The organism is Magnetofaba australis IT-1 (assembly GCF_002109495.1).
Taxonomy (GTDB): Bacteria; Pseudomonadota; Magnetococcia; order Magnetococcales; family Magnetococcaceae; genus Magnetofaba; species Magnetofaba australis.
This window is the reverse complement of the sequence record NZ_LVJN01000016.1, coordinates 60,955-80,939: the sequence shown is the minus strand read 5'-3', so window position 1 is coordinate 80,939 and position 19,985 is coordinate 60,955. Positions and strand designations below refer to the sequence as shown.

General features: G+C 59.4%; 20 protein-coding genes. 10 read left to right on the top strand and 10 right to left on the bottom strand.

Annotation, left to right across the window (positions count from 1 at the left end; genetic code table 11):
• Nucleotides 1–66: 66 nt before the first annotated feature.
• Nucleotides 67–333: a hypothetical protein gene (locus tag MAIT1_RS05500; RefSeq protein ID WP_085441304.1), complete on the bottom strand. Its 267-nt coding sequence runs from the start codon at nucleotides 331–333 to the stop codon at nucleotides 67–69.
• A 173-nt stretch (nucleotides 334–506) separates the two neighbouring features.
• Between MAIT1_RS05500 and hslV the strand changes: the two genes are divergently transcribed.
• The 7 genes from hslV (at nucleotide 507) to MAIT1_RS05465 (ending at nucleotide 7,786) form a co-directional block, all read left to right on the top strand.
• Nucleotides 507–1,052 (top strand): ATP-dependent protease subunit HslV, encoded by a 546-nt coding sequence (gene hslV, locus MAIT1_RS05495; RefSeq protein ID WP_085441303.1) that lies wholly within the window; start codon nucleotides 507–509, stop codon nucleotides 1,050–1,052.
• A 228-nt stretch (nucleotides 1,053–1,280) separates the two neighbouring features.
• A complete protein-coding gene (gene hslU, locus MAIT1_RS05490) occupies nucleotides 1,281–2,684 on the top strand; it encodes an ATP-dependent protease ATPase subunit HslU (RefSeq protein ID WP_085441302.1) in 1,404 nt (467 codons plus the stop codon).
• A 20-nt stretch (nucleotides 2,685–2,704) separates the two neighbouring features.
• Nucleotides 2,705–3,343, top strand: a complete 639-nt coding sequence (locus MAIT1_RS05485; protein ID WP_143814674.1) for a c-type cytochrome — start codon at nucleotides 2,705–2,707, stop codon at nucleotides 3,341–3,343.
• A gap of 25 nt (nucleotides 3,344–3,368) precedes the next feature.
• Nucleotides 3,369–4,571 carry an NAD(P)/FAD-dependent oxidoreductase gene (locus MAIT1_RS05480; protein ID WP_085441300.1) on the top strand — a complete coding sequence of 401 codons (1,203 nt, stop codon included), beginning with the start codon at nucleotides 3,369–3,371 and terminating at the stop codon, nucleotides 4,569–4,571.
• A gap of 110 nt (nucleotides 4,572–4,681) precedes the next feature.
• The gene (locus MAIT1_RS05475) at nucleotides 4,682–5,557 is read left to right on the top strand and encodes a hypothetical protein (RefSeq protein ID WP_085441299.1); all 876 of its coding nucleotides are present in this window, start codon (nucleotides 4,682–4,684) and stop codon (nucleotides 5,555–5,557) included.
• A 504-nt stretch (nucleotides 5,558–6,061) separates the two neighbouring features.
• Nucleotides 6,062–7,303: a type III PLP-dependent enzyme domain-containing protein gene (locus MAIT1_RS05470; RefSeq protein WP_085441298.1), complete on the top strand. Its 1,242-nt coding sequence runs from the start codon at nucleotides 6,062–6,064 to the stop codon at nucleotides 7,301–7,303.
• Between the two features lie 243 nt (nucleotides 7,304–7,546).
• On the top strand, nucleotides 7,547–7,786 hold the full coding sequence (locus tag MAIT1_RS05465) for a phosphopantetheine-binding protein (protein WP_085441297.1): 240 nt from the start codon (nucleotides 7,547–7,549) through the stop codon (nucleotides 7,784–7,786).
• A gap of 322 nt (nucleotides 7,787–8,108) precedes the next feature.
• On the opposite strand, the gene MAIT1_RS05455 is transcribed toward MAIT1_RS05465, so the two are convergent.
• From MAIT1_RS05455 to MAIT1_RS05420, 8 genes are all read right to left on the bottom strand, one after another.
• A complete protein-coding gene (locus MAIT1_RS05455) occupies nucleotides 8,109–9,008 on the bottom strand; it encodes a GGDEF domain-containing protein (protein ID WP_085441295.1) in 900 nt (299 codons plus the stop codon).
• 26 nt (nucleotides 9,009–9,034) lie between these two features.
• Complete coding sequence (locus tag MAIT1_RS05450) at nucleotides 9,035–10,018, bottom strand: IS3 family transposase (protein ID WP_085441294.1); 984 nt, start codon at nucleotides 10,016–10,018, stop codon at nucleotides 9,035–9,037.
• Nucleotides 10,019–10,034: 16 nt separating this feature from the next.
• On the bottom strand, nucleotides 10,035–10,331 hold the full coding sequence (locus tag MAIT1_RS05445) for a transposase (RefSeq protein WP_085440023.1): 297 nt from the start codon (nucleotides 10,329–10,331) through the stop codon (nucleotides 10,035–10,037).
• A gap of 19 nt (nucleotides 10,332–10,350) precedes the next feature.
• Nucleotides 10,351–10,572: a hypothetical protein gene (locus tag MAIT1_RS05440; protein WP_085441293.1), complete on the bottom strand. Its 222-nt coding sequence runs from the start codon at nucleotides 10,570–10,572 to the stop codon at nucleotides 10,351–10,353.
• A gap of 513 nt (nucleotides 10,573–11,085) precedes the next feature.
• A complete protein-coding gene (locus tag MAIT1_RS05435; RefSeq protein ID WP_085441292.1) occupies nucleotides 11,086–11,721 on the bottom strand; it encodes a MarC family protein in 636 nt (211 codons plus the stop codon).
• 30 nt (nucleotides 11,722–11,751) lie between these two features.
• On the bottom strand, nucleotides 11,752–12,522 hold the full coding sequence (locus MAIT1_RS05430; protein ID WP_085441291.1) for a TerC family protein: 771 nt from the start codon (nucleotides 12,520–12,522) through the stop codon (nucleotides 11,752–11,754).
• 17 nt (nucleotides 12,523–12,539) lie between these two features.
• Nucleotides 12,540–13,220, bottom strand: coding sequence for an ABC transporter ATP-binding protein (locus tag MAIT1_RS05425; protein WP_085441290.1), 681 nt, complete (start codon nucleotides 13,218–13,220; stop codon nucleotides 12,540–12,542).
• A gap of 172 nt (nucleotides 13,221–13,392) precedes the next feature.
• Nucleotides 13,393–14,964, bottom strand: a complete 1,572-nt coding sequence (locus MAIT1_RS05420) for an AMP-binding protein (protein WP_158089328.1) — start codon at nucleotides 14,962–14,964, stop codon at nucleotides 13,393–13,395.
• A gap of 783 nt (nucleotides 14,965–15,747) precedes the next feature.
• Here MAIT1_RS05420 and MAIT1_RS21780 point away from each other — a divergent pair.
• Nucleotides 15,748–15,900 carry a hypothetical protein gene (locus MAIT1_RS21780; RefSeq protein WP_158089327.1) on the top strand — a complete coding sequence of 51 codons (153 nt, stop codon included), beginning with the start codon at nucleotides 15,748–15,750 and terminating at the stop codon, nucleotides 15,898–15,900.
• A 311-nt stretch (nucleotides 15,901–16,211) separates the two neighbouring features.
• Here the strand turns inward: MAIT1_RS21780 and MAIT1_RS05410 are convergent, their stop codons facing one another.
• The gene (locus tag MAIT1_RS05410) at nucleotides 16,212–16,502 is read right to left on the bottom strand and encodes an integration host factor subunit alpha (RefSeq protein ID WP_085441415.1); all 291 of its coding nucleotides are present in this window, start codon (nucleotides 16,500–16,502) and stop codon (nucleotides 16,212–16,214) included.
• Nucleotides 16,503–16,756: 254 nt separating this feature from the next.
• On the opposite strand from MAIT1_RS05410, the gene hemL reads away from it, so the two are divergent.
• Both hemL and MAIT1_RS05400 read left to right on the top strand, forming a co-directional pair.
• A complete protein-coding gene (hemL, locus tag MAIT1_RS05405) occupies nucleotides 16,757–18,037 on the top strand; it encodes a glutamate-1-semialdehyde 2,1-aminomutase (protein WP_085441287.1) in 1,281 nt (426 codons plus the stop codon).
• A 12-nt stretch (nucleotides 18,038–18,049) separates the two neighbouring features.
• Nucleotides 18,050–19,981, top strand: coding sequence for a hypothetical protein (locus MAIT1_RS05400; protein WP_085441286.1), 1,932 nt, complete (start codon nucleotides 18,050–18,052; stop codon nucleotides 19,979–19,981).
• The last annotated feature ends 4 nt before the right edge of the window (nucleotides 19,982–19,985 follow it).

Genomic DNA, 19,985 nt, shown 5'->3' with positions numbered 1-19,985 from the left:
ACCACAGTTTGCCACATCCGCCGTCTGGATGCGCCAATTTTGACGGCGTTGACGCGCAGCGGGGTTCTATTGTTCCGTTTCACCGGTGGTGCAGGCGATATAGGGCGGCTCGGCCACGCCGATATCGGGGTATTGAGCGATCACCCCCTCTGCGACCAGCTGATTGAGCACGTTTTGCAAACGCTCGGCGCTGTGGTCATCGCCTTTGCGTCCGAACAGTTTGCGGTAGAACATGGTGAAAGCGACAACCTGTCTGCGCTCCAATGACCCATTGGGCAGAAGCAGTTTCAGAATGCGCTCACGCATCTGTTCATCGGTAATTTGGTCACTCATCTGGACTCAATTTTTCACTCAAGAGGTTTTCCATAGGGGCCAAATGCGGGCGTTTTCGCTGTGATCAAAGCAGGCGAAAATCCCCTCTTTGACCGCTTGGGCTTGCTTTCGCGTCGCCAGGGCCGCAGAATTTTCCATTCTCCTACAATCCACAGACAAGGAAAAGCGGGGCGATGTTCAAAGGCACCACGATTCTCTCTGTTCGCCGTGGCGATCAGGTCGTTATGGGCGGCGATGGTCAGGTGTCGCTGGGCAACACCGTGGCCAAGGCCAACGCCCGCAAAGTGCGTCGCATGGGCCCGGAAGGCCGCGTACTGGCTGGGTTTGCCGGCTCCACCGCCGACGCTTTCACCCTGTTTGAGCTGTTTGAGGGCAAGCTCTCCAAACATGGCGGCAACCTCACCCGCGCCGCCGTGGAGCTGGCCAAGGAGTGGCGCACCGACCGCATGTTGCGGCGTCTGGAGGCGATGCTGGCGGTGGCCGATCGCGAAAGCAGCCTGCTCATCTCCGGCACCGGCGATGTGATCGAGCCCGAAGCGGGCATCATCGCCATCGGCTCCGGCGGTCCCTATGCGTTGGCGGCGGCGCGGGCGCTGCATCGGCATACGGAACTGAGCGCCCGCGAAGTGGTGGAGGGCGCGCTCAACATCGCCGCCGAAATCTGCGTCTACACCAATGGCAATCTGACCATTGAAGAGCTGTCGTCAGACGAGAATTGAAATCTGTGATGGAAGAGTCAAGAGGCTGGGGCTTCGCCCCAGACCCGACCAGGGCTTTGCCGGGCGCCCACCAGGGCAAATTGGGACAAACCCGATTTCCCTGGACCCTCGTTAGTTTGGCTGTGTGCTTACAAATAGTTTGGTGTGTGTTCAATGTGAGATAGCGACTATGAGAGCGCATCGTTTGCATTGATTAAATAGTATCTTTTCTCAAGAGCTTAGGGTCACATGTCTGAATTCACGCCCCGTGAGATCGTCTCCGAACTGGACCGCTTCATCATCGGTCAGGACGCCGCCAAACGCGCGGTGGCCATCGCCCTGCGCAACCGCTGGCGGCGCCAGCAGTTGAGCCCGGCGCTGCGCGAGGAGATCTACCCCAAGAACATTCTGATGATCGGCCCCACCGGCGTGGGCAAGACCGAGATCGCCCGCCGCCTGGCCAAACTGGCCAATGCGCCGTTCATCAAGGTGGAGGCGACCAAATTCACCGAGGTGGGTTATGTGGGGCGCGATGTGGAGTCCATCATCCGCGATTTGACCGACATGGCCATGAAGATGGCGGCGGAACAGGCCAAGCGTCAGGTGCGTCTGCGCGCCGAAGAGCTGGCCGAAGAGCGCGTGCTCGACGCCCTGCTGCCCAAACCGGCGGCCCAGGCTCCGCAGCACGACCCCAACAATCCCCTGGGCGCCTTCTTCGACGTAATGAACAACAGCGGCAATCAGTCCAGCCAACCGGCGCAACCGGAGAACGCCAACACCCGCCAAAAGCTGCGCAAACTGCTGCGCGAAGGCAAGTTGGACGAACGTGAAATCGAGATTGAAGTCAGCGATCAACGCAGCAGCGGACCCATTGAAGTGTTCTCCCCTCAGGGCATGGAGGGGATCAACATCCAGGAGATGCTGGGCGGTTTGATGGGCGGACGCACGCGCAAACGCAAAGTCACCGTAAGCGAAGCCCATGCGCTGTTGGTGGATGACGAAGCCGCCAAACTGCTGGATCAGGACAAGGTGCGTCAGGAGGCGGTGGCGCGGGTGGAGCAGTCGGGCATCGTGTTTTTGGATGAGATCGACAAGGTGTGCGCCCGCAGCGAGCAGATGCGCGGCGGCGGCGACGTCTCCCGTGAAGGAGTGCAACGCGATCTGCTGCCGCTGGTGGAGGGCACCACCGTCTCCACCAAGCACGGCATGGTCAAAACCGATCACATTCTGTTCATCGCCTCGGGCGCGTTCCAACTGGCCAAACCGTCGGATCTGCTGCCGGAGCTGCAGGGGCGTCTGCCCATTCGCGTGGAGCTGGAGAGTCTGGGCGCAGAAGAGTTCATTCGCATCCTCGGCGAGCCGGAAAACGCCCTGACCAAACAGTACGCTGCGCTGTTGGGGGTGGAGAATGTGACGCTGGAATTCACCGCCGACGGCGTTGAAGCGTTGGCGCAGACCGCTGCCCGGGTCAATGAAACCACCGAGAATATCGGCGCACGGCGGCTGCACACCATCATGGAGAAACTCCTCGACGAAGTCTCCTTCTACGCCCCGGATCGTCACGGGGATCAGGTCGTTATCAACGCCGATTACGTCAATCAGCAGTTGGGCGATCTGGCCGCCGATGAGGATCTCTCGCGCTTCATTCTGTAGCTTTGAACGGATGGATCATCATGCTCAACGCGTTTGTTGTCGTCATCGCTCTGTTGGCCCTGCCAGCCTCCGCTTCCGCCATGGAGCCCGCGTGGAAAACCTGTGACTCCTGCCATGGGGAGAACGGCTACTCCACCGATCCCAACACGCCCATCCTTGGCGGCATGAACGCCTATTACCTCAAAGACGCGCTGATGCAGTACATCCGCCTGCGCCGTCCCGACCCCGCGCAGGCACACGCGAAGTTGGATCGCAAAATCCTGCCGCAATTGGCCCAGCGCTATGCGGAGTTGCCTTGGAAGAGCGCGCCGATGGAGAAACAGGGCATCAATCCCCAGCGCGCCGCCGATGGCTACGGCATGATGGCCAAGTGCGAGCGCTGCCATAAAAACGGCGGCCAGGAGCAGTATGATGACAACCCGCGTCTGGCCGGACAGTGGCTGCCCTACCTGATCGGACGCATCAAGGCGTTCCACGCGCCCAACTCCACTCTGGAGCAACCGCATAAAATGCGCGAGTTCATGCAGGTGTGGTCAGCGGACGAAGTGGAGAGCATCGCCCATGGCTTCGCCTCCATGGCCTACCCGGAACTGGCGAATAAACTGCGCGAAACGCCCAAAGAGAAATCGCTGTTTGACAAGTTCAAGAGCATGTTTTGACGCCTTACTGGACGAAACCTGACCCATGCAGACAACTGACTTTTTGATTATTGGCGGCGGCGTGATCGGCGTCAGCCTCGCTCTGGAGGCCAAGCGCCGCCAACCCTCCGCCCGTGTGGTGCTGGCCGACAAGGAGCCGAAACTGGGGCTGCACGCCAGCGGCCGCAACAGCGGCGTGCTGCACGCCGGGTTCTACTACACCGCCGACAGCCTCAAGGCGCGCTTTACCCGCGATGGTTGCGCCGCCTGGACCGAGTACGCTCTGGAGCGGGGTCTGCGCATCAACCAATGCGGCAAACTGGTGGTGGCGCAGGAGGAGAGCGACCTGCCCGCCATGGACGAGCTGGAGCGGCGCGGCGCGGCCAATGGCGTGAAGCTGGAGCGCATGGACGTGCAGCAGGCCAAGGAGGTGGAGCCGCGCGTCAAAACCGTTGAGCGGGCGCTATTCTCTCCAGCCACGGCGTCGGTGGACCCGCGTGAGGCGCTGGCCTCCTTGGAGCAGGATGCGCGCGATGCTGGCGTTGAGTTCGTGGTCGATGCGCCGTGGCGCGGTCGCGATGGCGCGGCGGCGCGGGTGGGCAATGAGCAGTACGCCTATGGCTATCTGATCAACGCCGCCGGGCTCTACGCCGACCAGATCGCACGGGAGTACAATTTCTGTCAGGACCACGTGATTCTGCCCTTCAAAGGGCTCTATCTGTATGGCGATGAGCCAGTGGGGGCGCTACGCACCCACATCTACCCGGTGCCCAATCTGGCCAACCCGTTCCTGGGGGTGCACTTCACCCTCACCGCCGATGGCCATGTGAAAGTGGGTCCCACCGCCATTCCCGCCTTCTGGCGCGAGCACTATCAGGGCTTCAGCAACTTCAATTTCGGCGAAGCCATCGACATCGTCGGGCGCGAAATGGGGTTGTGGCTGCGCAATGAGTTCAACTTCCGCCGTCTGGCCCGCGAGGAGCTGGCCAAATATCGTCGCGGCCACATGGTGGCTTTGGCCTCAAAACTGCTTGAAGGGGTGGAGCCGAGCCAGTATCGGCGCTGGGGCAAACCGGGAATCCGCGCGCAGCTGTTTGATGTGAAGCAGCAAAAGCTGGAGATGGATTTCCGCTATGAGGGAGACACCGGCTCCTTCCACGTCCTCAACGCCGTCTCGCCCGGATTTACCTGCGCGCCGCCGTTTTCGCGCTATCTGTTCGACCAGATGGAGCGCCTGCGCGCGCTCTGAGTCGCCTTCGCCGCTGCTCTCTACGATCACGGCGCAGGTCTCAGACCCGCGCCGTGATGGGCGGACTGACCCGTCCGTCGGCCTGACCTGGTCCGTAGTGAGGAGTGGTTATGAACCGCAAACGAATCGCCTCTTTGGCGCTAAGCGCCGCTCTGTTGACGCTGAGCTTCGCCTCCACCGCCCACGCCATCCATCGCAAGGGGTGTGAATTTCCCCTCAAGGATGTGGAGGTGTGTTGGGAAGCCTCGGCGGAGATCGACGCGCCTATGTCGCCTTATCCCGAAGTGCATCTGTTTCCCGTTACCCAGCGGGGCATTGGCGAAGATGGCGTGTTGGTGGACTACACCCGCGCCCTTTATCGGCAGATTCTGCCCAGCAATCTAACCCAACGTCTGGTGCAGGAGTGGCGCCCCGCCTTCCATCTGGAAGAGGCGGTGGACATGACCCAGCAGGAGGGGTGGGAGACCGCATTGTGGATCGCCCCGCGCGTGCTGCGCAACAGCAGCGCCGGCACCCCCGGCGTGGTGGATTGGGACGCCTATCTGCTCACCGGCGAGGGCAAGCCCATGCGCACCATGCGCATTCGCGTCACCTCCAATCCCCATCGTGAGAAAAAAGACGTCGAGGCCGTCACCACTGTGGCCGGTCTCTCCCTGGCCGCTGGCAAGCTGTTCAGCAATCCGGCGGAGACTGCGTTGACCGCTTTCGCCGCCGCCGCCACCGCAGACGAAAAACCGCCCGAGGCCGGTTACTCCCTGGAGCTGATGACCGAGCTGGCCATGCGTCAGGTGCTGTTCCTGGCCCAGCACGATATTGAGGATCTCATCGCCGCGCCGCCGCCGCAGAAGAGCAACATCATCACCTCGCTGTTCAATCGTGACGAGCGCGCCGGTCAGCCCACGCCCCTCACCGCAGGCGATCCGCAACCGGCCCCGCCCGACCCCATCCAGCACATCGAACGTTGGTGGGAGCGGGTGATGCAGTAAGCCCGGTTCTCATTGGAATAGAAAAAGCCCTCCGTCACTCTGGCGGGGGGCTTTTTTTATAACAAATTCGTTGAACGGTTAAGATATTGGGGCTTCGCCCCAAACCCCAGCAGGGCTCTGCCCTGCACCCGCCAGGAGGCTAGCCTCCTGGACCTCCTGGACCACAATCTTCCGCGCAGAGTTTGCCGCTTTCTACTCGGCTTCTTGTTCTGCGCGCTCATCGTCGTCTGTTGAAAGACTTCGTTGCCCACATTGAGATATTGGGGCTTTGCCCCAAACCCCAGCAGGGCTTCGCCCTGCACCCACGAGGGCGCCGCCCTCGACCCGCCAGGAGGCCAGCCTCCTGGACCTCTTGGACCACAACCTTCCGCGCAGGGCTTGCCGCTTTCCACTCTGCCGTCCGTCCAGCGCGCTCATCGTTGTTTGATCAAGGCATTCGCTTTGATGTCGCGTTTGGCTATGTCATAAATGGGGAAGCCCCTTGCTTAATAAAGGACCATCTCCATGTCCATACCCCCTCGCGTCGCCGCTGCGCCGTTTCAAACCCCCGCCTATCTCTACGACGAGCGCACCATGCAGCAGCGCTGCGCCATGGTCGCCTCCCATCTGGGGGAGCATCTGCGTCTCTACTACGCCATCAAGGCCAATCCCTCTCTGGGCGTCCTGCGCGCGTTGCGCATGCATGTGGGCGGCGTGGATATCTCCTCGGGCATCGAGTTGGAGCGCGCGCTCAAAACCGGCTTCGACCCCGCCCATATGAGCTTTGCCGGACCTGGCAAGAGCGACGCCGAGCTGCGCGCCGCCGTGCTGGCGGGCGTCGGCGCCATCAGCGTGGAGTCCCTGGCCGAAGCCATGCGCCTGCAACGCATCGCTCGCGAGACCCACCGCAGCGCCAATATCCTACTGCGCCTGAACCCCGCCCAACCCTTCCCCGGCTTCGCCATCAAGATGGGCGGCAAACCGACGCCATTCGGCATTGAGGAGGCGCAGGCGCCCTTGGCGATTCAGCAGATATTGGATAGCCCGGGTTTGAATCTGCGCGGTTTTCACGTCTATGCCGGCACCCAGTGTCTACAACCGCAGACGTTGATCGATAATTTCGCCTATGCGCTGAAGATGATTGGCCAATTGGCGGCGGATTTTCATCTCTCCCCGGAGTTGATCAATTTCGGCGGCGGGTTGGGGGTGGCCTATCATGAAGGCCAACAGGAGTTGGACGCCGCCGAGGCGCTGCCCGCCATGTGTGATCTGTTCGAGCAGGCGCGCCAGTCGCCGCGTCTGGCGCAGTGTGAGGGCATCATTGAGTTGGGGCGCTATCTGATGGCGGAGGCGGGGTGGTATCTCACCACCGTCACCGACGTCAAACAAGCTCATGGGCAGACCTTCTGCGTCTGCGATGGCGGTATGCATCACTATTTGGCCGCCAGCGGCAATTTTGGTCAGGTGATTCGCAAGAACTATCGGGTGGCGAATCTGGACGCCGACGCCGAACGGGAGGTTGCCCGGGTGACCTTGGCTGGACCGCTCTGCACCACGTTGGATGTGCTGGCGCAGCAGGCGGAGTTGCCGGTTCCACGGGTGGGCGAACGGTTGGCGATTCTGCACGCGGGGGCATATGGATTGAGCGCCAGTCCGTTGCTGTTCCTGTCGCATAAAACGCCGTGGGAGTATCTGCTGGATAGTCAGGATGCGTTGCAGACATTGCGCGAACCGGTGGATCCTTCGGGATTGGGCGAGCTGGGATAACCTGGATTTCCGAAGGTTAAGCAATTAGTCTCTTGCTGCTGTTCGTATGGATTTGCTCAGTGGTGCGAATGCTTTCGATGGTTATAAGCGCGCACAAAGGTAAACTCACGAGGGTCCAGGGAAATCATTTCCCTGGCGGGTCCAGGGCGGCGCCCTGGCGGGTGTCGGGCAGAGCCCGACTGGGGTTTGGGGCGAAGCCCCAACATCTTTCATCACCCCTTATAAACTATAGAAAGAACACCTATGGATGCCGCCACTGTTGCAGAAGCTTTACGCGGGTACTTTGCCGGGTTTGGCGTGAAGATCGCCGATGATGGGGAGAACCTGTTTGATAATGGCGCGTTGGACTCCACCGGCGTGGTCGATCTGCTGGCGTTCCTGGAGGAGCGTTTTGAACTGGAGCTGGAGCCGGACTTGATCACTCAGGAGAATTTCCAGTCCATCACAGCGGTAACACGGTTGATCATGTCTAATTTTAGCTGAGATCCTATGCAAAATGAGCTTTGGTGAGCAGCGCATTTGATGCGCCCTCACCTAGCCAGTTCGCAACCAAACTCGCTCCCAAGGCCCCAACAAACTCCATCAGTGCTAACATCCACTTTAGAATCATAGGCTTCCCTCCTTCAAAATTTTGGTTAATGTTGATTATAAGATAGTTGTTGGCTATTAAAATCAACGGGACCAAAAGGAGGTGGAGGTTTACGAACCAACTGTTGGCTCTGCTTACCAAAGCTCACTTTACTTAATAGTATAAACCAAATTTCTCCTATTGTAAATACTATTCGGTTTATAATTATAATATATTTTATTTTTCATTGGTGCTTAAACTCCGTTGTTTGGCGAACACATAGCCTCCCTTGCCCTTTTCCTTCATGGCGTAGAGCGCGCCATCGGCCGCTTTGAGCAATTCGTCGCCGGTTTCGCCATCCTGTCCGTAGAACGCCACGCCAATGGACGTGCCGATACTGACTGAAAGATCTTCCACTGTATAAGGCGCAGCGATGCGCTCGACGATGAGCCCGGCCACCCGTCCTGCATGGTCGGCGCTATCGATCCCTTCCAGAATCACCACGAACTCATCACCGCCCAGACGCGCCACGCTATCGGTTTGCCGCACCACATTCTGGATGCGTTGCGCCGTCTCCACCAGCACCGCATCGCCTGTATGGTGGCCGTGAGTGTCGTTGACCCCTTTAAAGCCATCCAGATCCAAGACCAACAACGCCAACCCCTTGCCGCTGCGTTTGACGCGGCTGAAGGCGTCGGTGAGGATCTCATCCATGGCCAGCCGGTTCCATAGACCGGTTAGAGCGTCGGTGCGCGCCAGGTGCTGCACCTCATCGAGCATGCGCTGACGTTCGGCGTCGGCGTTGGCGTAACCGATCATGAGGAATCCCAGGGTCCAACCGGTGGTGGCCAGGGCGCCGATAAAGTAGGTGGTCGCATACACCGCGCCCGCATGTAGGTAGGGCGCGGCGTGATCCTGCAACAGAGTATAGAAGTTGCGCAGCAACAGATAGCCGCCAAATATGCCGAAGCTCAGAGAGGTGATGAAGTTGGGGGAGGTGAAATCGCCTTGAATGCGGCGCGCATGAATGAGGGTGAGCAGGAGAAATTGAATCACATAGGCGCTGGTGACAATGAGAATGCGCAGTTTGTAGTCAACTTGGATGTAGGTGGTCCTGTGCTGGTTCAGCGGAAACATGACAACCGTCTAAACCAAAATATCAGTTAGCTGTTCGCCTTTTCAGCCATTTTTTGGGATGGCTGAAAAGACTGCTTTTGGTGCGTCGTCCGACGCCGTTCTCTGGCCGCCTCAAGCTTTTGATCTCGTTCGGCCAGGATCTGCACATGCCGCCCTTCCAGGCGATCCTGTGGGGTGACGTAGTCGATGGCGCTATGGAGCCGCCGGGTGTTGTAATGCTCGACGTACTTTCCCACAACCCGCTGGGCATCTTCCAGCGATAATGGCGTCTGAGGCCGAATGCACTCACGCTTCAAACTACCGTGAAAACGCTCCAGCTTTCCGTTGCTCTGCGGATAGTAAGGCGAAGTCCTCACATGCGTCATGCCGGATTCCCGGATGAACGCCTTAAAATCGTTGGCAACGAACTGCGGCCCATTGTCTGAGATCAGCCGCGGCTTAGCTTCCGGATAGGCCTCCTGAGCTCGGAGCAGGACCACTTCAACCTCATCTTCCTTCATCGACTCACGAATCTCCCAGTGGAGGATAAACCTGCTACATCCATCCAGGACACTGCACAGATAGTAGAACGTCCCCTGGATATTCAGATAGGAGATGTCCACATGCCAGTGTTTATGCGGCTCCGAAGGCTGTTTGAACCCTGTGCCCTTCTGCGAGGGCGGTGGGCTCCAACGACGCATCAGCCCGGCAGTTCTGAGCACACGCAGCACTGAAGAGGGGCTGACCGCCACCACGCCTGCATCCAGCATCATGTAGGTCAGGCGCCGATAGCCCTCTGACGGATGTTCATGGAAAAAGGCGACAATCGCTTCCCTTTCCCAATCGTCCAGCCAAAAATCTCGGGGAATACGGCCATTGTGGTCGTTAACCATTCCATAGCGCTTGCGCCATGAATAGAACTTGCCCCTTTGCACGCCTATCCAGTTGATAATTCGGCTCGTGTCGATTTCGCTCTTGTCTGACCAAAACGCCACGAAATCCACCACCGAATCCCGTATGTCCGGCTCCACCCAGCAGCCGTTCAGCTCACCCCAAGACTTTTTTTAGCGCAACATGCGCCTCAAGAAGCTCGGACATAACTTCATTTTTGGTTGCCAACTTCGCTTCTAGTTCGGCAATCTGTCGGTCACAAGCCTTTTGGCCGCGTTTGTCAGACAAGGCCGCTTCGCCGTTCTCAAACAAAGCCTTTTGCCAGCGATAGTACTGGCTGGGCTGAATGCCCGCCTCGTCACACAGATCCGAGAGAACCACCTTCTCGACCAGGTGACGGCGCACATAGCCTACCTTCTGCTCAGCCGTAAATCTCCGCTTCTTCCGTTCCATACAAACCTCCGCTTATTATCTACACATTATAAACGGCTTGTTTGTCATTTTCCAACTGAACCGAAACAGTCCAGATCAGCCCCAGAGCGGTAAGGACGGTGAGGAGAATCTCCAGTTTGCGGTCCGGCGGCTGCTCCAGCATGCGCCGGGAGCCGCGCAGGAGCAGGAATCCGCCCGCCACACCGATGAGATTGCCCATGACGATGGAGATAAACTCTGGAATCGCGCCGCGCAGCGCCACCAGAAAGATGGCGGCGGCATAGGCGCCATTGGCCAGCGCTTAGAGGCCGATGCTGCGCAGACTGCGGCGTTTGAGCCAGAAGAGAAACAGCACCAGCGCATGGGTGAGAAACACCGCCGCGCAGATGATGGATATGGAGCGAATATCCAGGGGCATGCCGCTTCTCTTGAAACAATATAGCGAGTCAAAACCAAAACTGCACAGAACGGCTAATGTTTGCGTGACGGAGATTGAACTTGCGCTGACTATTGGCCGCCGACCAGTCGGCGGCGGGTCTGGAGACCGCGCTTCCAGCGGCCAATGGTATGCAATCTAGGCGGAGCCCACGATTTGGCAGGAATGCCAAATCGGACTCGCGCAGCGAGCCCAAAGGGTGAGGACCAGGGATGGTCCAAATCACGGTTTGGATTTTGACCTTAGGAGCTCGAGGGCGAAGCCCTCGATATCTTTCATGACCAATACCCAAACTGTCCGATTCTGATTTCAACTGACAGTAGATGACGACCCATTCAGCTATCCCGCCCAGCCGGGGAACAGCCCCTTGAAGCCATTGGCCATGATCTGCGCCGCCACCGCCGCCAGCAGCAGACCAAAAATGCGATTGAGAATATTCAGGCCGATCACCCCCAGCGCCCGACCAATAATGCTGGCAAAACGCAGAAACAGCCAGACTATTGCGCATACGATGAGGATGCACAGTATGATTAATGTCGCATGTAACGCCCCCTCGCCGCGCTGCATCTGAATGATGGCGCTGCTGATGGCGCCGGGTCCGGCCAGCAGCGGCAGGCCGATGGGCACGGCGCCCACGGCGGACTTCTGTTGCGCCTCGTCCAGCTCCTCCCGGGTGTGTTGGGTCATGCTTAGTTTGGCGTTGAGCATGGAGAGCGCAATCAGTAGCAGCACGATGCCGCCGCCCACGCGAAACGCATCCAGCGATGTGCCCAACAGCGTCAGAATCCATTCGCCGGAGAACGCGGCAATGGTCAATGTGCTGAACACCGTCGTCACCGCAATAAAGGCGGTTTTGGCTTTGCTGCGTTCCGTCTCTCCATGGGTTAGTGAGAGGAAAATCGGAATCGCTGCAAACGGCGCTAAAATCGCCAACAGGGAGATGATAAAGCGCGTGTATTCGGTCCAGTTTTCCATCCCTGCATTCCACGCAATAAGCTTTTTGTATCAGGCAGACAGAGGGTTATCCGTCTGTTGGCCGCCATTTTTGGTTTTGTGACGACGCCGAGCAAGCATGTTTAACATTTCGATGAAGGCTGAAAACGCCATGGCGGTGTAAATGTACCCTTTGGGTACGTGAACGCCAAACCCTTCGGCAATCAACAATGCGCCGATCATCAACAGAAATCCCAGCGCCAACATGACGATGGTGGGATTACGCTCAATGAAACGCGCCAACGGATCCGCCGCCAGCAGCATGATGCCAACGGCGATCACCACAGCGGTCATCATCACGGGAATCTGTGTGGTCATACCCACCGCAGTGATAATGCTGTCGATGGAAAACACCAAGTCCAACAGGATGATTTGACCGATAATGGCGCCAAAGCTTACGCTTTTTGTCTGCCGATCAAACAGCGTGGGCGTGGGTTCCGGATCCACAGTGTGATGGATCTCCGCCGTGGCTTTCCAAACCAGAAACAACCCGCCTGTTATGAGGATCAGATCGCGCCAGGAGATTTCATGACCGAAAAGAACAACTAGCGGTTGCGTCAATTGAACGATCATCGCCACAACGCTGAGCAGCAGCAGACGCAGTAACAACGCCAGTCCAATGCCAATGCGGCGCCCTAATGCGCGTTGATGCTCTGGCAGTTTATTGGTGACGATGGCGACAAAAACCAAATTGTCGATCCCCAGCACCACCTCCATAACCACCAATGTGATCAAAGCCATCCATACAGTGGGATCAAAAATCAATGCAGTGAGCGATTCCATTCTATTCTTTCAATAAATTATTTGACGTTTGTTTCGCCTAGCCCTTCGCCAAGCGACAGATGCTTGGCGGCCATGCGTTGGGCGCGGGCGGCCCGGCTGGTGAAGACAATCCGCGCCATCTGCGGTTGCGCATGGAGCAGATCAACCAAATGCGCCTCCCCCGTTTCGGAGAGCAGGGCGCCGGGTTCATCCAGCAGCAGCAGCGCCGGTTGCATGGCCAGGGCGGCGGCGAACATCACCCAATAGGCTTGCCCGTGGGAGAGCCGCTCCAATGGCGCGCGCCACAGGGATTGCGGCAGTGGCGTCTGCTGCAACGCTTGGGTGACGCGCTGTTTGAGCGCTTCGCTCTCCACCCCTTGCGCCAGCACGCCCATGGCGACCTCACGCCAAGGATCGTGGGCGATGAACTGCTCCCACGGTTGGCTGAAGACGACGCCTAAGCGTCGCGCACGGATAGGTTCCGCGATGCTGGCGATGGGACGGCCATCAAGCAGGATCTCCCCGGCGCTGGGCGTCTCCAATCCCGCCAACAGACGCAGCAGATGGCTCTTGCCGCCCCCTTCGGGCGCGGTGATGGCGAGGCTTTCGCCGGGATTCAGTTCAAAGCTTACGCCCTGGAATAGCGCGCCGTTGCCATACTCGGCATGGGCGCTCAGATTGCGCACTGTGATCAGCGAGATATTTGGTATGTGAGTCATAAGATGGTGGCTATGAACCAGTTTGAGAACATGTACAAAACTGAGTGAGTGCACAAAGTAAAACTAACGGGGGTGCAGGGGAATCATTCCCCTGCCGGGTCGAGGGCAGAGCCCTCGTTGGTCCAGGGCAAAGCCCTGGTCGGGGTCTGGGGCGAAGCCCCAGTCTCTTTTATCATCCAATTGAATTTTCAGGCGCCGCCTGCGCCAAGGCGGCGGCGCGATCGATTTTACCATTGGCGGTCAGAGGAAAGCGCGTTAACGCGACGATCTCATCGGGAACCAGATAGAAAGGCGCGCGCTGCTGACACTGACGCCGCAGGATCGGCGGCGTCAGGGCGGCGTCGCTCAACGTAACCACGGCGCGTACGCCATAGTCGGCGCCCATATCGAATGCTCCCGCCACGGCGCCGGTGACGCCATCGATCTCCAATAGCAGCCGCTCCACCTCTTCGGGACTGACGCGATAGCCTTTGGTCTTGATCATCTGGTCGCGGCGGCCATGGAAGTAGAGCAACCCTTCGGCATCGCGATGCACCAAATCGCCGGAGTAGACCGCCTGCTCCAGATGGGCGTTGGCGGCGTCCAATCCCGGCGCCGGGCGGAACACCTCGGCGCTCTTGGCCGGATTGTTCCAGTACCCTTTGCTGATCAGCGCGCCGCGATGCACCAGCTCCCCCTCCTCGCCCACGTCGCATGCCGAGCCATCCGGGCGCACCACCTGAATCTCCACTTCGGGAATCGCCCGCCCCATGGAGTCGGGATGGCGCGCCAACTCCTCCGGTGGCAGATAGGTGGAGCGGAACGCTTCGGTGAGTCCGTACATCAGGTAGATGCGTGTCGGCGGCGCGAACAGAGCGCGCAACTTCTCCACCATGGGAACCGGCACGCGCCCGCCGCTATTGGTGACTGCGCGCACGCTGGTGAGATCGCGCCCATGCTCGGCTTTGACCAGTTTGGGGTCCAACAGACGGCTCCACACCGGCGGCATGCCCGCCACCACCGTCAGACGCTCCTGTTCGATCTGCTTGAGCAGCTCATTGGGCAGGGCGAAGCGATGAACAAAATAGGCCGAGCCGGTATGTGCGGCGTTGAGCCACTGATTGAGGCCATAGTCGAAATTGAGCGGCAGCAGCCCCAGGATGCGTTCGTCATCGCCCAGTTGGGTGTAGCCACTGACGATGCGCGCGCCATCCAGGGCGTTCTGGTGGCTGATGACAATGCCTTTGGGCAGGCCGGTGGAGCCGGAAGTGTAGATGATGTGGGCGGTGTCCGCCGGGATGCCGGGGGCGCGGCGCTCCTCTGCGGCATCAGTGGCGCTTAAGCACAGACCGCTAAGCGCAGCGTCATCGGGCAGAGCGTCCACATCACACAGCAGCACGCGCTCGGCGCCACGCGCTTTGAGCGCCGCGCCATGCTGTTGCAGTCGCTTGGCGTCGGTGATCAGCACTTCAATGGCGCAGTCGGCGACGATGTGCTCCGCCTGGGCGATCTTCAGCCCCTCATTGAGCATCACGGTGACGCCGCCCAGTAGCTGCGGCGCATAGAAGCCCGCCGCCTGCTCAATCCCCTTATCCAGCCACACCCCCACCCGTTGGCCGCGCGTCACGCCCAGTTCGCGCAATCCCGCCGCCATGCGCATCACCAGTATATGCAGCTGCCGCCAGCTAAGACGGCGCGCGCCATCGGCAATGGCCAGATGGTCGGGACGGGTTTCGGCGGTGCGGCGCAGCAGATCAGGCAGCATGGCGTCTTTTCTATAGTTACAGGAAGCTAGAATCGGACATTTCATGAACGGGGAAATGGAAGATATCGAGGGCTACGCTCTCGAGCTCCCAACTTCTATAGCAATTCAAACTGAGAATCGGACATGCTCGGCTTTTGGATAATGAAAGATATCGAGGGCTACGCCCTCGAGCTCCCAACAACCAAACCGTGGGGCTCAGCCCCACACCCCGCTGGGGTCGCAGACCCCAGACCCCGCCGCCGACCAGTCGGCGGCCAATCAGTCAGCGTGAGTTTCACCTGCGTCACGCAAACATTGGACGTTCTGTGCAGTTTTGGTTTTGACTCACTATATCCAATGGGCGGTTGCAGATTTGCCTCGTGAGTATGCGGCAATTTTCAGTCGCGCAAAAGGCGTCGTTCGTTACGCCGGATTGGTGGCGATGATCAGATGATCATGATGTTGATAAATGAATGAATTGGGCCGGATATTCCGAATAAGCGGGACTTTTCTTGCACCAAACAGGGACTTTTTCCCAATGGTTTATCTATTCGCAACACATTGAAAACGATAAATATTTTTGCGTTTTGCAGGGAAAAAATCCTCAAGAGAGCGGATTTGGCGGACGATAAACATTGTGAACGAGAAATGATCCACTGGACCGATATGGAGGATCAAGTCATGCAAGCCGTAATGCAAGCCGTGCAATCCGCTGTTTCGCGCAATGGGCGCGCTCACCCTGTTCTTTCGGGGAAGGGTCGAGGCGCTGATTATTCGGTTGGCGGGCGTTCCATTGAGGAGACCGTGACTATGCGGGCTCCGGAGCGTGTAGGGCGGGCCATCGAGGAGAAGGTGGCCGAAGCGTTGAACCATATGCCCGCATCTGGGCAGGAACAACGTGAGTTGGTGGCGCGATTCAGTCTCGCCTCCAGCAAGCTGGGCGAACTGTACGTGTAAGGAGTCACACGCGCAGTTAGCCAGTCCTTCGGCGCATTGACGCGCCGACCCTCGGGAAGTTGGGACGGACAAGTCGCATTGATGAGAGAGAACGGATCCGGGATAGGATCTTCAAACGCTGCGCCAGGACGGATAGCGGCGTTCGGACCGCCAAGCGAGCGCACTGTGCTCGATCGGCATTCCAGATGTGAGATTTCCGCCAGTTTTCAGCCGCTGACCCCATTGGTCAGCGGCTCTTTTTTTTATATGGCGCACCGAACCCTGTTACAGAGTGCGCCAAAATCATCACATTCCCTGGCCAGACGGGGTGGTTACCCCTTACCGTTGCCGGTGTTCACTTTATTGAGCAGAATCTGGCTGGCCTTGAAGGTCACCACCTTGCGCGCGGAGATCTCCACTTCATCACCGGTCTTGGGGTTGCGGCCTTGACGCGGGCGCTTGGCGCGCATGTTAAAATTGCCAAATCCGGAGATTTTCACCGGATCGCCATCCTCCAGGGAGGTGCGAATGGCTTCGAAGACGCCTTCGACAATGTCGGCGGATTCCTTCTTGGAAACGCCGATGCGCTGATAGACCGATTGTACGATGTCCGCTTTTGTCATGGTCACGAGAGTCTCTCCCATGGATTGAGTTATTTGCAATTTCAATTGGTTGCAAATTCCAATTAAGTGATTTGCCCGGAAAATCCAGGCGTTCAAAACGACACAAAACAGCCCGCCCGGCGGTGAGAGCTTGAATTGCCCCTGAAAGCGCGCCTATTTTCTGTATCTTAAGAAATATCATTCGCTATTTTGTACACTAGGACGACTGAACCGGCGTGTCAACGCCAACTTGCCGTTTCCAATGGAGAAAATGGATGAATCGATCCCTAGAGCTGTTTTCCGCCGCCGCCCGTGTGATCCCTGGAGGGGTGAACAGCCCGGTGCGCGCATTCAAAGGCGTGGGGGGATCGCCCCGTTTTATCGCCGAAGCCAGCGGCGCGTTTGTCACCGATGTGGATGGCAAACGCTATATCGATTATGTGGGCTCCTGGGGTCCGATGATCCTGGGCCATGCGCCGCAATCGGTGATCGCCGCTGTGCAGCAGGCCGCCGCCAAGGGCACCTCCTATGGCGCGCCCACCGAGGCGGAGATTCAACTGGCGGAAAAGATTATTGAACTGGTCCCCTCCATCGAGATGGTGCGGCTGGTCAACTCCGGCACCGAGGCGACCATGAGCGCGCTGCGTCTGGCTCGCGCGGCCACCGGACGTGACGCCATCGTCAAGTTCGAGGGGTGCTATCACGGCCATGCCGACGCCCTGTTGGTGGCGGCAGGCTCCGGCGCAGCCACCTTTGGCGTGCCCTCCTCCCCCGGCGTGCCGGAAGGGGCGGCCAAGGATACGTTGACGCTGCCATATAACGATATCGACGCGCTCAAGGCGCTGTTCGCCCAGCGCGGCGGCGAGATCGCCGCCATTATTGTTGAGCCGGTGGCGGGCAATATGGGCTGCGTGTTGCCGCAACCGGGTTTCCTGCAGGCGCTGCGCGAGGTGTGTGACCAATCCGGCGCGTTGTTGATTCTCGATGAGGTGATGACCGGTTTCCGCGTGGCCCTGGGCGGCGCGCAGGCGTTGTATGACATCAAGCCGGATCTGACCACTCTGGGCAAGGTGATCGGCGGCGGTCTGCCGGTGGGTGCTTATGGCGGTCGACGCGATATCATGGAGCAGATCTCCCCCGCCGGTCCGGTGTATCAGGCCGGCACGTTGTCGGGCAATCCGCTGGCCACGGCGGCGGGTCTGGCCACGCTGGAGGCGATTTCACAGCCGGGCTTCTATGATCCTATTGTCGCCCGCTGCGCGCAGTTGGTTGAAGGTATCGGCCAGCGTTTGGACGCGGCGGGAATTCCCCATTTGGGGTATCATGTGGGCACCATGTTCGGTCTGTTCTTCACCGAGCAGAGCGCTGTGCGCAACTTCTCCGAGGCGGCCAAGGCGGACCATGAGCGGTTCAAAACCTGGTTCCATGGTATGCTGGATGAGGGCGTCTATCTGGCGCCCAGCGGCTATGAAGCGGGCTTTGTCTCCGCCGTGCATGATGATGACCTGATTGAACAGACCCTGGCGGCTGCGGAACGGGTGGCCAAAACGCTGTAACGAATCGAGCCGATGGTGGACAACAGGCGAGCGATCAGCAATCGCGCCACCTGCGTGTGGATGGCGCTGGCGACTTTTGTGTGGCTGTGGACTGCGCCCGCGTGGGGGCAGAGCGCTGACGACGCGGCGTTGACGCAGAAGTTGGCGCAGCTCCAACGCGCCATCCCCATGGCCATGGATGTGCAGAACGCGGCGCTGGCGGTGGATTGGGCGCAACTGCAGTGGGAGATCGCCCAGTGGCGCGTCTCCCAGGCGCAACTGCAGGGCGATGACGCCGCTGTGACCCGTTTTCGCGCGCAAGCGCACAAGGCGCAGCAGGCGTTGCAGCAGTCGCAACGCTGGGCCGATGCGCTCTCGCAACGCTTCGCTGTGAGTGAGCAGGTGCGCGCCCGTGGGCGTGTGATGGCGTTTGATGACGCCGCTTTGGCGGAGGACGCCCCACCCACGGTGACCACGCCATCCATGATGTTGCTGCCCAAGGATGACGCGGATTTGGCCGATGTGTGGGTGATGCGGGCGCGGGAGATGACGCGTCTGTTCCAGGCCAATTTGCGGCAGTGGAATCTGGCCCGTTCGCATTTGACCACCGAGCTGCAAGCGTTTGATGTCACATCACTCAATCCTGAACAGGCGGATCAGCGTCTGGCGCGCCTGAGTCAGTGGACCAGTCAGCTCTCCATGCAGCGTCTGTTGTTGCGCAAACAGCAGCAACTGGTGGCGCAGCAGCGGCGTATGATGGGGGGGCTCTCCGCACAATTGGTGAGTCAGGGTTTGCGCAACGACACACAGCAGAACAGAACCCAAAACAAGCAGTTGCAGAATAAAGTGGATCGCGCGCGGCGTCTTTTGGATACGCTCTATAACGGCCACAGGATGCATCTGCTGGCGCTCAGTGGACAGATTGCGCAGATCGCACAGACACGCGCGCAGATTGTGCAATCGGCGCAGCGCGGCGCGATGCATCATACCCGCGCCCAGTGGCGCTGGCCGCGTTCGATGGAGCAGTGGACGCAGTGGGGAGCGCAATTGCGCTCCACCGTCGCCACTCTGCCCCATCGCGTTATGCAGAGTGCGCGCAACTGGGCCAAAGGGTGGATCAACGGCGGCGTGGGTTTGAGTCTGGGCGTGCTGTTTCTGCTGCTGGCGTGGGTGGCGGTGTGGGAGGCGGTGCGTCAGTTTGGACTGCGGATTCCACACCTGCGCGGGTATAGGGGACGACGTTGGTTTGTGGATCTCCTGGGCCACGCCTTTCAACGTCTGGCGCAGCGGCACTTCCGCTTCTGGAGCGCCTGGGGCGTCATTCTGTTCATCCTCTACTTTCCGGCGCCTCAAAACCCGATTCTCACCGTGATGTTGTGGTTTGCCGTGGTGTGGAGCGCCGCGCGGGTGTTGGGCGACCCCTTCCTGTTCCCGGATTTCATTCCGCACAGCGGTTGGATCGCCCTGGTCGCCGTGGGCGGCGCCCTGTTCGGTTTGGCTATGAGCGATCTGTTGCCGGTGGCGTGGGCGGCTCCGCTGGAGCGTCTGGCGGGTGCGGGCGCGTTATTGGCTCTGATTCCCCTGGCGCGCCGCGCATTGGCGACGTTTGCCCCCTCCGCATCTTCCGCTGCCGTGCAGGGATTGGCGGCGGGCGTATTCACGCTATTGGCGTTGGCCATGATGTTTGAACCGGAGATGATCTGGCGCGATCTGCGCGAACTGGTTCCGCTGTTTGCCCTGCTGATTGCGGGCTGGCGTCTGTTTATCGGTGTGTGGCGCGATGTGTGGGTTTGGGCGCTGCGTCGCTACGTTTGGAGTGTGGATTCTGGCGTGAGCTGTCCCGTCTATCTGCGCGGAGCGCGCATTTGGGGCGAACGCTTGAGTACTGTGGTGACGGCGGCGTTGCTCTACTTCTCATCGCTGGGCGATGGCGCGCGTTATCTCATCACCCGTTTGATGTCGTGATGTA

Coding starts and splice junctions, on each gene's coding strand:
- MAIT1_RS05435 (WP_085441292.1), bottom strand. CDS start 11,721: ATGGAAAACTGGACCGAATACACGCGCTTTATCATCTCCCTGTTGGCG.
- MAIT1_RS05410 (WP_085441415.1), bottom strand. CDS start 16,502: ATGACAAAAGCGGACATCGTACAATCGGTCTATCAGCGCATCGGCGTT.
- hemL (WP_085441287.1), top strand. CDS start 16,757: ATGAATCGATCCCTAGAGCTGTTTTCCGCCGCCGCCCGTGTGATCCCT.
- MAIT1_RS05465 (WP_085441297.1), top strand. CDS start 7,547: ATGGATGCCGCCACTGTTGCAGAAGCTTTACGCGGGTACTTTGCCGGG.
- hslV (WP_085441303.1), top strand. CDS start 507: ATGTTCAAAGGCACCACGATTCTCTCTGTTCGCCGTGGCGATCAGGTC.
- hslU (WP_085441302.1), top strand. CDS start 1,281: ATGTCTGAATTCACGCCCCGTGAGATCGTCTCCGAACTGGACCGCTTC.
- MAIT1_RS05425 (WP_085441290.1), bottom strand. CDS start 13,220: ATGACTCACATACCAAATATCTCGCTGATCACAGTGCGCAATCTGAGC.
- MAIT1_RS05455 (WP_085441295.1), bottom strand. CDS start 9,008: ATGTTTCCGCTGAACCAGCACAGGACCACCTACATCCAAGTTGACTAC.
- MAIT1_RS05485 (WP_143814674.1), top strand. CDS start 2,705: ATGCTCAACGCGTTTGTTGTCGTCATCGCTCTGTTGGCCCTGCCAGCC.
- MAIT1_RS05470 (WP_085441298.1), top strand. CDS start 6,062: ATGTCCATACCCCCTCGCGTCGCCGCTGCGCCGTTTCAAACCCCCGCC.
- MAIT1_RS05480 (WP_085441300.1), top strand. CDS start 3,369: ATGCAGACAACTGACTTTTTGATTATTGGCGGCGGCGTGATCGGCGTC.
- MAIT1_RS05430 (WP_085441291.1), bottom strand. CDS start 12,522: ATGGAATCGCTCACTGCATTGATTTTTGATCCCACTGTATGGATGGCT.
- MAIT1_RS05475 (WP_085441299.1), top strand. CDS start 4,682: ATGAACCGCAAACGAATCGCCTCTTTGGCGCTAAGCGCCGCTCTGTTG.
- MAIT1_RS05500 (WP_085441304.1), bottom strand. CDS start 333: ATGAGTGACCAAATTACCGATGAACAGATGCGTGAGCGCATTCTGAAA.
- MAIT1_RS05400 (WP_085441286.1), top strand. CDS start 18,050: ATGGTGGACAACAGGCGAGCGATCAGCAATCGCGCCACCTGCGTGTGG.
- MAIT1_RS05445 (WP_085440023.1), bottom strand. CDS start 10,331: ATGGAACGGAAGAAGCGGAGATTTACGGCTGAGCAGAAGGTAGGCTAT.
- MAIT1_RS05420 (WP_158089328.1), bottom strand. CDS start 14,964: ATGCTGCCTGATCTGCTGCGCCGCACCGCCGAAACCCGTCCCGACCAT.